At 64.1% G+C, this 14,257-nt stretch carries 11 protein-coding genes; 5 read left to right on the top strand and 6 right to left on the bottom strand.

Annotated features, from left to right (window positions below):
- Window positions 1–49: 49 nt before the first annotated feature.
- Window positions 50–841 carry an inositol monophosphatase family protein gene (locus tag ACVWZM_RS32815; RefSeq protein WP_057020607.1) on the top strand — a complete coding sequence of 264 codons (792 nt, stop codon included), beginning with the start codon at window positions 50–52 and terminating at the stop codon, window positions 839–841.
- A 26-nt stretch (window positions 842–867) separates the two neighbouring features.
- Here the strand turns inward: ACVWZM_RS32815 and ACVWZM_RS32810 are convergent, their stop codons facing one another.
- Together ACVWZM_RS32810 and ACVWZM_RS32805 are read right to left on the bottom strand one after the other, a co-directional pair.
- Window positions 868–1,824 (bottom strand): choline/ethanolamine kinase family protein, encoded by a 957-nt coding sequence (locus tag ACVWZM_RS32810; RefSeq protein ID WP_168856098.1) that lies wholly within the window; start codon window positions 1,822–1,824, stop codon window positions 868–870.
- Window positions 1,821–2,777 carry a phosphotransferase family protein gene (locus ACVWZM_RS32805; protein WP_456855607.1) on the bottom strand — a complete coding sequence of 319 codons (957 nt, stop codon included), beginning with the start codon at window positions 2,775–2,777 and terminating at the stop codon, window positions 1,821–1,823. The genes ACVWZM_RS32810 and ACVWZM_RS32805 overlap by 4 nt, the downstream gene beginning before the upstream one ends.
- Before the next feature lie 201 nt (window positions 2,778–2,978).
- Here ACVWZM_RS32805 and ACVWZM_RS32800 point away from each other — a divergent pair, with 201 nt between their 5' ends.
- Window positions 2,979–4,385 (top strand): amidase, encoded by a 1,407-nt coding sequence (locus tag ACVWZM_RS32800; RefSeq protein WP_057020610.1) that lies wholly within the window; start codon window positions 2,979–2,981, stop codon window positions 4,383–4,385.
- Between the two features lie 4 nt (window positions 4,386–4,389).
- Here ACVWZM_RS32800 and ACVWZM_RS32795 read toward each other — a convergent pair whose 3' ends face one another.
- From ACVWZM_RS32795 to ACVWZM_RS32780, 4 genes are all read right to left on the bottom strand, one after another.
- A complete protein-coding gene (locus ACVWZM_RS32795) occupies window positions 4,390–6,210 on the bottom strand; it encodes an ABC transporter ATP-binding protein (RefSeq protein ID WP_456855606.1) in 1,821 nt (606 codons plus the stop codon).
- 1 nt (window position 6,211) lies between these two features.
- Complete coding sequence (locus ACVWZM_RS32790; RefSeq protein ID WP_456855605.1) at window positions 6,212–7,129, bottom strand: ABC transporter permease; 918 nt, start codon at window positions 7,127–7,129, stop codon at window positions 6,212–6,214.
- A gap of 2 nt (window positions 7,130–7,131) precedes the next feature.
- Entirely contained in the window at window positions 7,132–8,112 is a 981-nt protein-coding gene (locus ACVWZM_RS32785) for an ABC transporter permease (RefSeq protein WP_092083050.1), read from the bottom strand.
- A gap of 101 nt (window positions 8,113–8,213) precedes the next feature.
- The gene (locus tag ACVWZM_RS32780) at window positions 8,214–9,776 is read right to left on the bottom strand and encodes an ABC transporter substrate-binding protein (RefSeq protein WP_057020614.1); all 1,563 of its coding nucleotides are present in this window, start codon (window positions 9,774–9,776) and stop codon (window positions 8,214–8,216) included.
- A gap of 341 nt (window positions 9,777–10,117) precedes the next feature.
- Between ACVWZM_RS32780 and ACVWZM_RS32775 the strand changes: the two genes are divergently transcribed.
- The 3 genes from ACVWZM_RS32775 (at window position 10,118) to ACVWZM_RS32765 (ending at window position 14,242) form a co-directional block, all read left to right on the top strand.
- On the top strand, window positions 10,118–10,927 hold the full coding sequence (locus ACVWZM_RS32775; protein WP_233475840.1) for an HAD-IIA family hydrolase: 810 nt from the start codon (window positions 10,118–10,120) through the stop codon (window positions 10,925–10,927).
- Entirely contained in the window at window positions 10,924–11,907 is a 984-nt protein-coding gene (locus tag ACVWZM_RS32770) for a phosphotransferase enzyme family protein (RefSeq protein WP_456855604.1), read from the top strand. Before ACVWZM_RS32775 ends, ACVWZM_RS32770 begins: the two co-directional genes overlap by 4 nt.
- A gap of 175 nt (window positions 11,908–12,082) precedes the next feature.
- Entirely contained in the window at window positions 12,083–14,242 is a 2,160-nt protein-coding gene (locus tag ACVWZM_RS32765) for a N,N-dimethylformamidase beta subunit family domain-containing protein (RefSeq protein WP_456855603.1), read from the top strand.
- The last annotated feature ends 15 nt before the right edge of the window (window positions 14,243–14,257 follow it).

Raw genomic sequence — 14,257 nt, 5'->3', positions numbered from 1 at the left:
GGCGTCGTGCGTCCCGCGACGTCGGCGCGCCTCCCGCCCGGAGCGACCATTGGACGACATTCAAGACAGATTATCGGCAAGCGAGCTCGCTTCGTTCTTCAATGAGCTTGCCGACGTGGCCGGACGGATCGCCGTGACGCACTTCCGTTCCCGCGTCGATTTCGAGCGCAAGCAGGACCTGACGCCGGTCACGATCGCCGATCGTGCGATCGAAATGGAGCTACGGCAGCTGATCGGTTCGCGCTTCCCCGATCACGGCATCCTCGGCGAGGAGATGGGATCGACGGCCGGGGACCGCTACACGTGGTATCTCGATCCGATCGACGGAACGAAGAGCTTTATCTCCGGCATGCCGCTGTTCGGCACGCTCGTCGCGCTCGCCGACGAGAGAGATGGATCGATCACCGCCGGCATGATCGATATGCCCGCGCTGGCCGAGCGGTGGTACGGCACCCGGCAAGGCACCACCTTCAACGGCGAGCTGGCAAGGGTGAGCCGCACCACGCGACTGGAAGACGCGCAGATCTACACGTCATCGCCGGACTTCTTCACGCCGAGCGACTGGGCCCGCTACGATGCGCTCAGCCAGAAGGCCATGTTCCGGCGATTTGGCGGCGACTGCTACCAATATGGCCTGCTCGCATCCGGCCACTGCGATCTCGTGGTCGAAACCTCCCTCAAGTCGTTCGACTTCATGCCGCTGATTCCGGTGGTCGAGGGCGCTGGCGGCATCGTCCGCGACTGGCAGGGGCGGCCGCTGTCGCCGGAATCCGATGGCCGGATCATCGCGGCCGCGAACGACAGCCTGCTCGAGCAGGCGCTCGCGATCCTCAATCAATAACTGCGGAAGCCCTCCCGTCGCGCGGCTCAGACGAGCCGCAACCAGCCATCCCAGCGGGGATCGTACATTACGTCGCGGGCACGCATGTATTTCCAGACGCCGTACTTCTGATAGTCGAAATCCCAGTCCTTGAGCTTCCTGTTCACGACCGCCCATGACGCCCATTTCAGGTCGGCGAGCGCCCGGTTGAGTATCACGCGCGCGACCATCTGCGGCCGCACCTCGCCCAGATATTGCTCGATCAGGGCCTCCGTCAGATGCTCGTCGAAGAACATCTCGGCGAACAGGACGCCGAGCTCATAGCTACGCTCGTTGTTGGATGCGAACTCGTAGTCGATCAGCTTCATCGGCCTTGGGGCGCCTGATTCCGCCGAGATCAGGAAATTGCCCGGCATCGGATCGTTGAAGCACGGCACGAGATCGAGACCCGACGCCAGGAACGCCGACTTGGCCTGATTGTAGCGATGCATCAGCCAGGGCATGTCCTGCGGGAAATGCGCGCCGAGCTCCCTGCCCTGCTCGATATGTTCCTCGATCATGTCGAAGATGGTCTTGGTCTGGCCGAGCTTCGGGCCGGCATGCAGGCGGCGGTAAAGGTCGAGAACGTCGGCCTGGATGGCGGCATCGCCGAAATCGGCATTGGTGCAGGCGCGATAGCCTTCGAGAAACTCGCTGATCTCGAGCCCGTCCGTGGCGTCGAAAAAGATCACCTCGGGCGCAACGCCCATGGCGTGGGCATTGCGCGCAGCCTCGTTGGCGGTCACGCGATCGATGAACATCTCCGAGCCCTCGCCGGGCACCTTGATGAAGTAGCGCCGTCCATCGCCGGATATCTCGACCAGCCAGTTCTGATTCATGAGGCCGCCGACCAGCGGGGTATAGGCCGCCCCCTTGCCGTGCCATTGCGGCACGCGGGCGATCGCTGCCTCGATATTGCGCTCGTGGACTGTCGCTCCCTCGCCGAGCTTCCTGCGGACAGTCATGCGATCCTCCGAAGCATCTCGCCAAAGCGCGGCTCCCGGACCGTCATGCGGCAACGTACGAAGCGCCAGCTGGCGAACTTGTAAAACTCAAAGGTGTTGCGCGCCGACCGCGCGGCGAGCACGGCGCCGATCAGGCCCCAGCGCAGATCATCCGCCATGCCGTAGATGCGGGCGCGGCTGAAGGCGCGCTCGTCGAATCCGCCGGCGTTGCGGCTGAAGGCGTCGCGCGCCTCCGGCTCCTGCGCGAAGGCTTCGACGAGGAAGCTGCCGAGGTCCTCCAGCGGGTCGGCCGTCGTGGCGCGATCCCAATCGATCAGGCGAACTTCGCCGGTGTCGCTGATCAGGATGTTCGAGACATTGCCATCGCCATGGATTGGCACCGGTTTGATGTCGAGTTTCCTCAAGGTATCGGCCGCAAAACGCAGCTCCTTGACCAGCCATTCCGCATCAGACGGCAGTTGCGCCTTCGCGGCCTTTGCCGCCTCGTAGAAGTGCTCGATCTCGTCGAAGACTCCCATGCGCCGCGGCAGAGGCGCCCCTGCCTGGAACAGGCGCCGCGCCGCGATGACCGCGTCGACGATCTTCGGCTCCAGCATCCGCTCCAGCGTGCCGACCCGCCAGCCACGGTTGAGATCTTCCATGACCAGAAGTCCCGCGTCCGGATCCGCCGCAAGCACCTTGGGACCGATACCGAGATCGGATGCGCGCCGGGCCGCTTCGAACGCGCAGGCAACGTCGATGTAGAGCTTGGCATCCACATCCATGTTCTTGATGAAGATGCTCTCGCCGCTTCCGTTCCTGGTGGCGCGCCAGGGAGCGCCGTCGACCCCGCGCCAGCTTGGCGAGGCGAGGACCGGAATGGCGGGCTCGATCACGATATCGCCCGTCCCCCATCCCGGGAGCCCGGCAATGTAGTTCCGGACCGTGGCGATTTGCGTTCCAGATTGGCTCATGACGACTTCTGATCTCTCACGGGTGTCGTTCGGCCCGCCTGTCGCGGGCCTCCCGGTTTGATGACAAATTCGATCAAGACAGATGCAAAAGGGATGCCTCGCACTCCACCAAATCATGCCCTTACGGCAGCGGCACTACCCCGACAGGGGCGACTTTCGCTATCCGGACACTGATCCAGAACGCCATTTGTCGAGGCCAAGATGTCTGCTGCGGAACTGATCGGGATGAGCCTTGCGGGGCTGACGGAGGCCTACGCATCGCGCGCATTGTCGCCGGTGGAGGTGTTGCGAACCGTGCTCGGCCATGCCGAGGCGGTCAATCCCGCGATCAATGCGCTGTTCTGCTTCCGTCCGGAGCAAGCCATCGCAAGCGCGCAAGGCTCGGAAGCGCGATGGAAGGCGGGAACCGCGCTGGGTCCGCTCGACGGCGTCCCCATGACGGTCAAGGACAGCGTCGCCATGATCGGCTGGCCCTATTTTCACGGCATCGGCGCCAACCGTGCCCTGCCGCCGTCCAACTACGATTCGCCGCCGGCGATCGCGCTCCGCGAGGCCGGCGCGGTGATCTTTGCCAAGACCACGATGCCGGATTGCGGCCTGATGGCGTCGGGCATCAGCTCGCTGCACGGCGTTACCCGCAACCCCTGGGGGCTCGCCTGGAATACCGGCGGCTCGTCGGCCGGCGCAGGCGCCTCCGTCGCCGCTGGCGCCGGCTATGTTTCCGTCGGCACGGATATCGCGGGCTCGGTCCGCCTTCCGGCCGCCCATTGCGGACTGGCCGGACTGAAGCCGACCCATGGCCGTGTGCCGCATTTGCCGGCCGACACCATGCGCATGGCAGGCCCGATGGGTCGCAGCGTGGATGATATCGCGCGCCTGCTGACCGTGCTGACGCGGCAGGACGAGCGCGACACCTGGAGCCTGCCCGCCGATGGCGTGCGCTATCACGAGCATCTGAAGCGCGACGTGAAGGGACTGAAGATCGGCGTCCTCACCGACATGGGCTTCGGCATGAAGGCCGAAGCTACGGTTCGCAGCGCGGTCGATGCGGCCGGCAAGCTGCTCGCCGGCGCCGGCGCGATCGTCGAGCCGTTCACCTCTCCGCTCACCGACGACGCCTATGCGCCGATCGACCTGTTCCTCCAGGTGCGCGGCTATCTCGAATATGCATCGCTGCCGCCGCATGGCGACACCGCACGCGACATCAATCCCTACGTTCGCGCATGGTGCCTTGGCGGGGCGAAACATTCGGGCGCCGACCTCTACCGGGCGCTGGGCCGGATCGCCAAGATGAAGGCGGCGCTGCTCGCGGCCTTCGAGGGCTGGGACTATGTCATCGCCCCGACGCTGCCGGTGGTGAATTTCCCGGCCGAGGAGCCCGGCGTGTCGCGTGAGACGCCGCTCGCGCACACGCTGTTCACCGCCATGTTCAACCAGACCTGCCAGCCCGCCTCCACCGTCTGCATGGCATTCGATTCCCGCCATCTGCCGATCGGCGTCCAAGTGACCGGGCACCGCTTCGACGATCTCGGCGTCCTGCAGGTGACCAAGGCGCTGGAGGACATGCGCTCGTTCGCGATGGACTGGCCCTTCAAGCCACGGCCCTGAGCGCTCAGGCCGCGGCCTGCGCCGGGTCGCCGTCGAGAAGGTGGCAGGCGGCGAAGCGCCCCGGCGCGTGTTCGACCAGCTTCGGCGTCTCCAGCCGGCAGCGGCCGAACGCCTTCGGACAGCGCGAGGCAAAGCTGCATCCCGCCGGGATATCGATCGGGCTCGGCGGCTCGCCCTCCAGCAAGAAGTCCGCCGGGTTGAACGGCTTCTCCTCCAGCGTCGGGGCGGCCGAGAGCAATGCCTTGGTGTAGGGATGCTGGGGATCGAAGAACAGCTCGCGGTTGTCGGCGATCTCGACCATCTCACCGAGATACATCACGGCAATGCGCGTGCAGACCCTGCGCACCATTGCGAGATCATGGGAGATGAAGACATAGGTGAGGTCGTTCTTCTCCTGCAGCTTCGAGAACAGGTCGATCAGCCTTGACTGCTCGCGTTGATCCAGCGCGGACAAGGTTTCGTCGAGGATCAGCAGCTTGGGATCGAGGATCAGGGCACGCGCGATCGAGATGCGCTGGCGCTCGCCGGTGGAGAGCGTGTTCGGGAGCTGGTCATAGAGCTCGGCGGCAAGACCGACCTCGGCCATCGCTGCGATGACCCGGCTGCGCAGGTCCGCGCGGGCGACATTGCCGCGGATCAGCAGGCTCTCCTCGATCATGCGGCCGACGGTGGTGCGCGGCGGCAGCGCGTTGTACGGATCCTGCAGCAGCAGCTGGAATTCGCTGCGGGTGCGGATCAGCTCGCGCGGCGACAACGCCCCGAGCGACGTGCCGTTGAGGACGATGCTGTCGTTGTCGGGAACCTCCAGCCAGGCCAGCAGGCGCGTGAGGGTCGACTTGCCGCAGCCGGATTCCCCGACGATGCCGAAATTCTCGCGCGGCATGATGTCGAGCGTTACGCCGCGCACCGCCTGCACGTTGCTGTAGGTATTGAACGTCCCCCGCTTGCGCGCGCGATAGGTCCGAACAACGTGCTCCACCTTCATCAGCGGCACTTCGTCTTGCGCCTTGCGGCGGGCCAGCGGGCCCTCGGTGGTCGCCCACATGCGCGGCACACTGGCAATGGCCTTGCGCGTGTAGTCGGTCTGTGGCGAGGCGAGCAGGCCGGCAAACGCTTGCTGCTCGACGAACCGGCCCTGATGGAGCACGGCCGTGCGGTCGCCGAACTGGCCGAGCGTGGGCAAGGAAGACGACAGATAGATTGTCGCCATCCTGTGGCGGAGGCACAGGTCGTGGAGCAGCGCCACGATCTGTGCCGCGATGGTGACATCGAGCGGCTGGGTAATGTTGTCGGCGATCAGGACGGCGGGCTCGGCGCAAATCGCGTCCACGATCATCGCGCGCTGCATCATGCCGCCGGAAAATTTTGCCGGGTAGTCCCAATAGCGCTCCTTCGGCGATGGAATCCGGACCTCGCCGAGGAGCTGCACGACCCGCTCGCGGCATTCGCGCGGATTCCATTCGGGCCTGACGCTGTGCAGCTTTTCCGCGATCTGGGTCCCGACCGGTATCGTCGGATCGAGCGAGCTTTGCGGCTTGGAGCCGATATAGGCGATGTCGCGGCCGATCCGCACCTCGCGCGCCCCGGCGCCGAGAATGTCGTGGCCGGCGAACGTGACCCGTCCGGAGCGATACGCCAGACTTTCCGGCAGCCAGTTCGCCAATGCGCGGCTGAGCACGGTTTTGCCGGCGCCGCTTTCGCCATAGATGCCGAAGATCTCCGACGTGTTGAGGCGGAAGGAGATGTGATCGAGGATCGGCGCGGCGCCCGACGCCGAAGCGCCGACCGTGAGGTCGTCAACCTCCAGAATGAGCGAGAGATCCATCTCAGAGACCCCCATAGATGCGGTTGCGCGCCTTCTCGAGCGCCGACCCCATCAGGTTGATCGAGGTAAGCGCGATAGCCAGGAACACGCCCGGCGTGGTCGCGATCCACCAGGCATTGATCAGGTATTTGCGGGAGTCGGCGATGATGCTGCCGAAGCTCGGCGTCGGCGGCTGGATGCCAAGCCCCAGGAAGCCGAGGATCGCTTCGAAGATCATCATGCGTGCGACGTCGAGCACGGCGACGAATGCGATCGGCGGCAGGATGTTCGGCGCGGCGAACAGAAACAGGATCCGCCAGTCCCCGGCGCCGAGCACGCGCAGGCCGCGGACATATTCCTTGCCGCGCTCGGTGACCGCGGCGCTGCGCGCCACGCGCGCGTAGAGCGGCCAGCCGGACAGCGCCAGCACGATTATGATGGTCGGCACCGTCGGCCGCGACACGCCGAGAATGGTGATCGCCAGGATGATCATCGGAATCGACAATTGGGCATCGGTGATCCGCATGATGACGGTGTCCCACCATTTGCCCTTGAAGCCGGCGAACAGACCAAGGCCGCAGCCGATGACAAAGATGAGCAGGACCGTGACGACGCCGACCAGCAGCGAATAGCGCAGGCCGATCAGGCTGCGCATCAGCATGTCGCGGCCGAGCTGATCCGTACCCAGCGGATGATCCCAGGTCCATTTGTCGCCGAGAAAGACCGGCGACATGAACTTGTCCTTCACCACCATCTTGGTCGCACTGATCGAGGACACCTCGGGATAGATGGCCGAGGCCAGCACCAGTGCCATGAAGATGAAGAAACCGATCTTGAAGCTCGGCATGCGCCAGGCGGCGGCTATGATGCGGCGGTTGACGGAACGGATTGGGGCCGCCGGCAAGGCGGGCTCCTCGGCGATGATCGTGGTGGCCGTCATGCTCAGATCTCCACGCGGGGATCGACCAGATAGGCGACCAAATCCACGATGATATTGATGAAGACAAAGACGGCGCTGGTCGTGATGGCGATGCCCTGGATGACCGGAAAGTCGCGCCCGACGACAGAGACCACGGTCAGATTGCCGAGGCCAGGATAGTCGAAAATGTATTCAATTACGAGAACGCCGCCGATCAGCGTCGAAAGCTGGATCCCGAGCAGGTTGACTAGCGGCACTGCCGCGTTGCGCAGGGCGTGCGAATAGACGATGCGGCGGCGAGACAGGCCGCGCACCCGCGCCTCATCGATGAACGGCGCTTGCATGACCTCGCCGAGCGAGGTCGTCAGCGTGCGGATGATGAAGGGGGCGATCTCCACCGCGAGCACGAAGGCCGGCAGGATGACATAGGAAAACCCCTGGTAACCGAGCGCCGGCAGCAGCTTCAGCTTCACCGACAGAAACAGGATCAGAACGATCGCGAGCCAGAAATTCGGAATCGAGACGAACAGCGACTGCATTCCGAACGCCAACGCATTCTGCCAACGATGCTGGTGCAGCCCGCCCGCGATGCCGATCGGAAACGAGAGCAGCAGCGCGAACACGAGCGCCATTCCGCCCAGTTGCAGCGTGAACGGCAAGCGTTCGAGGATGAGATCGATCACCGGCGCCATATCCGACTTGGTCGGGTCAACATACTGCCCGCCGGTCGCGATCATGCCGCTGCGCGGCCGCAAATAGGATTGCCCGAGATCGCCCTGTACCAGCCCGCGCATGTACCGACCATATTGCACGATGATGGGGTCGCGCAGCCCCATCTTGGTCGCGACCTTCTCGACCACATCGGCCGGCGCCATGCCGCCGACGATCAGGCGCACGGGATCGCCCGGCACCACGCGCAGCAGCGTGAAGATGATCAACGACGTGATGAAGACGATCAGGATGCCCTGCGCGATCCGCTTGACCAGGAATTCCAGGATCAACATCGAGAAGAGCTACCCTTGCAATTCATGAGGACCAGACCCGACCAATCCGGCCTGCGTTCGCGAACCGGCAGGCCGGGCGTACCCGGCCTGCCGAGCAATCATCATGCCAATGTTGCCTTGGTCATGTCCTGCATGCCGTTCGGATAGATGTACAGACCATCCAGCTTCTTGCTGTAGGCATGGATGAAGACCGAGGTGAACAATGCGAGCGCCGGGGCCTTCTTGGCGATGGTCGGCAGCGTCTCGGTCTGCAGGATCTTCTTGCGCTCCTCGATTGTCGTGGCGTTGCGCTCCTTGTCCAGCACCGCGTCGATGTCCTTGTCGACGATGCCGGTGATGCGCTTGGAGGAGGAGTGGAAGTGGGTGCGCAGCACGAGATCCGGCTCGGGCGAGCCGGTGCACCAGCCGCAGTCGATCATGTTGCCCTCACCGCCGCCGGGCTTGTCGTAAAGCAAATTACCCCACGCCGCGACTTCGAGCGTCTGCAGATTGACCTTAAACCCCTGCTCCTGGAGCATGCCGGTAATCAACTCGGCATATTCCTTCGTCTTCGGATAGAAACCGACCGACGTGTAATAGGTGAGCTCGGGCAGGCCCTGGCCTTTGGGGAAGCCGGCCTCCGCGAGCAGCTTCTGCGCCTTGTCCGGATCGAATTCAGGATAGTCGGCCACCTCGGCATAGCCGAACTTGACCGGCGAGATGTGCGCCTTGGAATAGATGCCGGAGACGCCGAGCACGTCGAGCACCTGCTTGCGGTCGATCGAGTAGCATGCGGCGAGGCGAATGCGCGGATCGTCGAACGGCTTCTTCGAGCAGCGGAAGAACAGGTATTTGTTCTCGACCGAAACCGCCTTGTGGATGCTGAAGCGGGCATCCTTCGAGATGGTCTCGACCTGCTCCTGCTCGAGCCGCTCGATGATGTCGGCCTCGCCGTTCAACAGCGACAGCGTGCGCGTCGTGGTGTCACCGACGAAGTGATACTCGACACCCGGGATCTTCGCTGCGCCGAGGAAGAAGTCGGGATTGGCGGCGAGAACGGTGGTGTCGCCTTTCTGCTCGACATATTTGTAGGGGCCCGTGCCGTTCATGCGCGCCGAGAGCTGCGCCTTATTGGCAACGTCCTTGGCCGACATGATCGGCAGGAAGGACGACAGGTAGTAGTAGAGCGTCGCCGGATAGCCCTGCACCTTCGTGTTGATGTGGCAGGTGTAGTCGTCGACGACGTCGACGGTGACGAGACCGGGGTACCACTGCGCCGGACGATCGGGTTGGCAGCCATATTCATAGGTCGCCTTGACGTCGGCCGCTGTGAACGGGGTTCCGTCATGAAATTTGACGCCCTTCCTGAGTTTCACCTCCATCGTATAGGTGTCGATGGGCTTCATCGATTCAGCCAGCTCGAAGATCAGCTCGTCCGGCTTCTCCGGCCGCATCGGCGCCCGCGTCAGGTAGCCGAACACGAAGCCCTCGACGATGAGCTGGCCTAGATTGGTATGGGTGGTTGGGTCCCAGTTGCCGGTCAGCGCTTCCGCGCCGAGAAAGCGCAGTGTCTTGCCTTCGGCGGCAAAGGCGGAATTCACAAGAAAGTCGGGATTGACCCGCCCGAAGCCGAACGCCGCGGCCCCGGCCAATCCCCCTAACATCAAGTCTCTGCGGTTGATCATATGGTAATCCCTCGATGATTTCGGCAACGCTGAAACTGCTCTCGAGGCCGCAAGGCACTCAGCCGTTTCGATCGTCTTGCACAAATCGTGGCTTTCACGCCTGCAAAGCCTAGACCAAAGGCCGCAATCGCCCGATTCCTGCTGCTCCACGATTCCGTTGCTGACACTCCCGGGGCGCCGCAGTCGCGCACGGAGATTTTCCGCTCCCGGAAGCATGGCGCACACCGGCAAGGCAAGGACGCCTTTCCAATGTGCAGCACACAAATCATGGATGCACAGAGCAGCAACGCCATGCAGACAACCATATGATCACGCTCGCGGAACTGAACGGAATCCCAGCATTGGAACAGCGCGTTGCTCCGGCCAACCATCCCATTCGCGGCGTCATCTCGGATCTCGACGGCGTCGCCTATCGCGGTGACACTCCGATCGACGACTCCGTCAAGGCGTTTCGCGGATGGAGCGAGCGGGGCCTGCCCTATGCGTTCGTCACCAACAATTCGACGAAATCCGCCGCGCAATTTGCCGCCAAGCTGAGCCGCATCGGCATTCCGGCCGAACCGTCACAGGTCTTCACGACGATTTCGGCGGTCACGTCCCTGCTCGAACGGCGCTGGCCGCGCACCACGCCCGTGTTTGCGATCGGCGAACGACCACTGCTCGAGGCGATCGAGGACATTGGCTATCACCTGACCGACGTCAAGCCCAAGATCGTCGTGCTCGGCTTCGATGCCACGCTCGACTACGCCAAGCTGCGCACCGCGGTCAGGGCCGCACTCGCCGGCGCAACCGTCATCGCCACTAATCCCGATGTCCTGACGCCGGTTCATGACGGCTACGATCCCTGCGTCGGCGTGATCACGGCCGCGGTTGCAGCGGCCGTTCCCAATACGAAGCCGATCGTGCTAGGCAAGCCGCAACCGTTCCTGATCGAACAGGCGCTGGCGCATCTCGGCACCGCCCGGCATGAGACCGTCATGGTCGGCGACCAGATCGGTACCGATATCGCAGCAGGAAAGGCCGCCGGCATGCGGTCGATCCTGCTCGCCAGCGACGTCCCTTTCAATGCGGTGGCGGACGTCGTTCCCGATCGCATCATCGCGAGCCTTCTTGACCTCGCGGAGCCCGAGACGGTCGGTTGGCCGCGATGATGACTCCCGGCCTCATCGAGAGCATGCAGACCTCTCTTGCCGCGAGCCTGCCGCGCTGGGGACTATCATCGCAATCGACGCTCGCCTTTCTCAGCCATTCCGAGAACACCACCTTTCTCGCGCAAGATCCGGCCGCTCGGCAAAAACTCGTGTTGCGCGTGCAGCGGCCCGGCTATCACTCACCTGACGAGATTGCGTCCGAGCTCGCCTGGATCGACGCCGTGATCGCAGACAACGTGGTGCTCACGCCGCGCCCGGTCGCCGATCGGGAGGGACACCTGTTATGCCCCATTCCCCTGAGTGGTGCGACACGACACGTCGTTGCATTCGAATTCCTCAGCGGCAAGGAGCCGGACGCCTCGGACGATCTGGCCACCTGGTTCGGCAAGCTCGGCGCGACCAGCGCGCGGCTTCACGCACACAGCCGCCGATGGACATTGCCATCAACGTTCCAGCGCAAGGTCTGGGATTTCGATGCCATGCTGGGCCGCCGGCCACTATGGGGTGACTGGCGCGCCGGTCTTGGCCTGCGCGACGATGGCCGCAGGCTGCTGCAGAGGGTCGCCGACGAACTTGAACGGCGCGTCGAGGCTTACGGACTGGGCGAGCAGCGGTTTGGCCTCGTTCACGCCGACCTCCGCCTCGCCAACCTGCTCGTCGAAGGCGACCGGCTCGGCGTCATCGACTTCGACGATTGCGGCTTCTCGTGGTTCTTCTATGACTTCGCCGCGGCCGTCAGCTTCATCGAGCACGAGCCGGTGATGGACCTGCTCCAGCAGTCGTGGCTTGCGGGATACCGGACCGTCGCACCGGTCTCGCACGACGACGAGGCCATGCTGCCTGCGTTCGTGATGCTCAGGCGCATGCTGCTGACGGCCTGGCTCGCTTCGCATTCGGACACCGAAACCGCGCGACGCCTGGGTACGGGCTACACCGACGGAACGGTCGCGCTCGGCGACCGGTTCCTGCGCGGATCGTGACGCGGACTTTCGGGACCAGCCGCGGCGCGCCTGTCCGTTTCTCCAGTGTTGTTGCTCCCGGACTCCAGAATGCCGCAACAGATGTTTCCCCGCCGGCTTTGATCCGCGAATGATGGGCGCGCTCGGACATTGCGCGTCCGAAGCGGACTTAACCAGCGAGCGCGGGCAGCGTCAGATGGATATCCAGGCTTATTTCGAGGATTGGTCCTGCGAGCCCGGCGATGTCGTCCGGCTCGCGATCAGCACGCCGCACGCCACCGTCCGCGCAAGCCTCGTGCGACTGGTCTCGGGTCCCGGGCGCGACGAAGCGATCGAGGGCAAGGTGGTCGATTTCTCGTCGGTGCTCGACCGCACCGTTTCCGGCGGCGTGCAATCCACGGTGGTCGGCTCGCACGCCGAATTTCCGCTTCCCTCACCGATCAACGATGCGGCGATCAGCGTCCATTGCTGGGCATGGCCGACCGTCCCCGAGCGGAGCGCGCCCCAGGCCATCTGGTCGATTGGCGACGTCGCGCTCGTCATCATCTCAGGCGGTCTTGCGCTTCGAATGGGCAGCGCAACGCTCGCGGTCTTGCCGGATGCGATCATCGCCAAACACTGGTATTCGATCCTGACTACCATCGGCGACGGCGAGGTCTGCATCGACCTCAGGCGTCTTGATGCCAAGGTTGGAGCACAACGCACGCTCCGCGCGGCAACCGGCGCGACGGCAAATGCGGCGACGCTCCTGCTCGCGGCGGCCGGCATCGGCCGGTCCGGGTCGCCGCTGGAGCCATATAATGGCAAGATCGACTCGCCAACGCTGCACCTCGCGAAGCCATCCGCCGAGATGATCGCCGCATGGCACGCAGGGAAGACTCCCACGCAGCCGGCATGGGCAGCATGGAAACTCGGCAGGGACTTCGCGTCGGAGACGATTGAGCCGGACGCTGGAGGCGAACAGGGGCACCTTGTCAACGGCGTCGAGCGCGGTGTGACCGGACGCAACTGGGACGGGCGAAGCGACTCCTTCGTCGAAGTTCCCGAGCAGTACTGTGCGCTGCAATTCCACGACGACGACATGGTGGATGCCGGCTGGAGGTATAATCTCGAATTCCGCCTGCCGGAGGACCTTCAAAGCGGAGTCTACGCAGTTCGGCTCGAGGCCGGCGGACGCCGCAATCATTTTCCGCTGTTTGTCAGACCGGTCCTGGGCACCTCGGCACCCGTGCTGTTCCTGGTGCCGACCAACACCTATCTGGCCTATGCGAACGACCACCTGGCTTCGCTCGATTTCTCATCGGTGATGCCTCATGACAAGGTGGTGCCCGAGGACGAACAGTACCTGTTCTCACATCCCGAGCCGGGCCGCTCCTGCTACGATACCCATGCCGACGGAACGCCGGTTCGCTATTCGGGCCGCCGACGGCCGCTGTTCAACGTCCGCCCTGGTTTTCCGAACTGGCTAACGGGCTCATACCGTCACTTTCCCGTCGACATGTACATCGTCGAATGGCTGGAGCACCTCGGCATCGAATATCATGTCGCAACCGACGAGGATTTCGAACGTGGCGGCCGCAACCTGGCCGACCGGTACGCGGCGATCGTCACGGGCTCGCACCCGGAATACTGGACACGAACCGGCCTCGATATCCTCGACGGATACCTGCATGACGGCGGACGGGTCATGTATCTTGGCGGCAACGGCTTCTACTGGGTAACGAGCCGGCTCGGTGCAAAGCCCTGGGTCATCGAGGTGCGCCGCGACAACAGCGGCACGCGCTGCTGGGATGCCCCCTATGGCGAACGGACCCATGTTGCGACGACTGAAGCCGGCGGCATCTGGCGCACGCGCGGCCGCGCCCCGAACAAGATGCTGGGCGTGGGCTTCGCATCGGAGGGATGGTCGAAGGGCTGCGGCTATCGGCGTCTGGAGGCGAGCTACAATTCGCCCGCCGCGAAATTGTTCGACGGCATCACTGAGGAAATCGTCGGCGATTACGGCTATGTGCTGGGTGGAGCGGTGGGAGACGAGGTCGACAGGTACGACGTTACGCTCGGAAGTCCCGAGCATGCCTATGTGCTCGGGACTTCGACCGGGCTTGGCAACGAGTATCAGCTCGTCATCGAGGATCTCACTCTTTCGCTCCCGGATCAGGGAGGCGCACAGCGGCCTGACGTGGTGAGATCGGACATGGTCCTGTTTCCGATCGATGGAGGCGGCTGGGTGTTTTCGGTCGGCTCCATCGCCTATGCCGGCGCCCTGGCCTGGGACGGCTGCGACAACGGTCTTTCGCGCCTGACGGCGAATATACTCAGGGCCTTCACCGGCAAGGAGCCGGTGCTCGGAGCATGAGACCGTCAGTGCGAC

Source organism: Bradyrhizobium sp. USDA 4501 (genome assembly GCF_054062115.1).
Note: the sequence above shows the minus strand (reverse complement) of the source record. Positions and strands in the feature narration are given on the sequence as shown.

Bases quoted from the DNA above. Each gene is read 5' to 3' on its own strand.
- ACVWZM_RS32810 (WP_168856098.1), bottom strand. From the start codon at position 1,824: ATGACTGTCCGCAGGAAGCTCGGCGAGGGAGCGACAGTCCACGAGCGC.
- ACVWZM_RS32805 (WP_456855607.1), bottom strand. From the start codon at position 2,777: ATGAGCCAATCTGGAACGCAAATCGCCACGGTCCGGAACTACATTGCC.
- ACVWZM_RS32800 (WP_057020610.1), top strand. From the start codon at position 2,979: ATGTCTGCTGCGGAACTGATCGGGATGAGCCTTGCGGGGCTGACGGAG.
- ACVWZM_RS32795 (WP_456855606.1), bottom strand. From the start codon at position 6,210: ATGGATCTCTCGCTCATTCTGGAGGTTGACGACCTCACGGTCGGCGCT.
- ACVWZM_RS32790 (WP_456855605.1), bottom strand. From the start codon at position 7,129: ATGACGGCCACCACGATCATCGCCGAGGAGCCCGCCTTGCCGGCGGCC.
- ACVWZM_RS32785 (WP_092083050.1), bottom strand. From the start codon at position 8,112: ATGTTGATCCTGGAATTCCTGGTCAAGCGGATCGCGCAGGGCATCCTG.
- ACVWZM_RS32780 (WP_057020614.1), bottom strand. From the start codon at position 9,776: ATGATCAACCGCAGAGACTTGATGTTAGGGGGATTGGCCGGGGCCGCG.
- ACVWZM_RS32770 (WP_456855604.1), top strand. From the start codon at position 10,924: ATGATGACTCCCGGCCTCATCGAGAGCATGCAGACCTCTCTTGCCGCG.
- ACVWZM_RS32765 (WP_456855603.1), top strand. From the start codon at position 12,083: ATGGATATCCAGGCTTATTTCGAGGATTGGTCCTGCGAGCCCGGCGAT.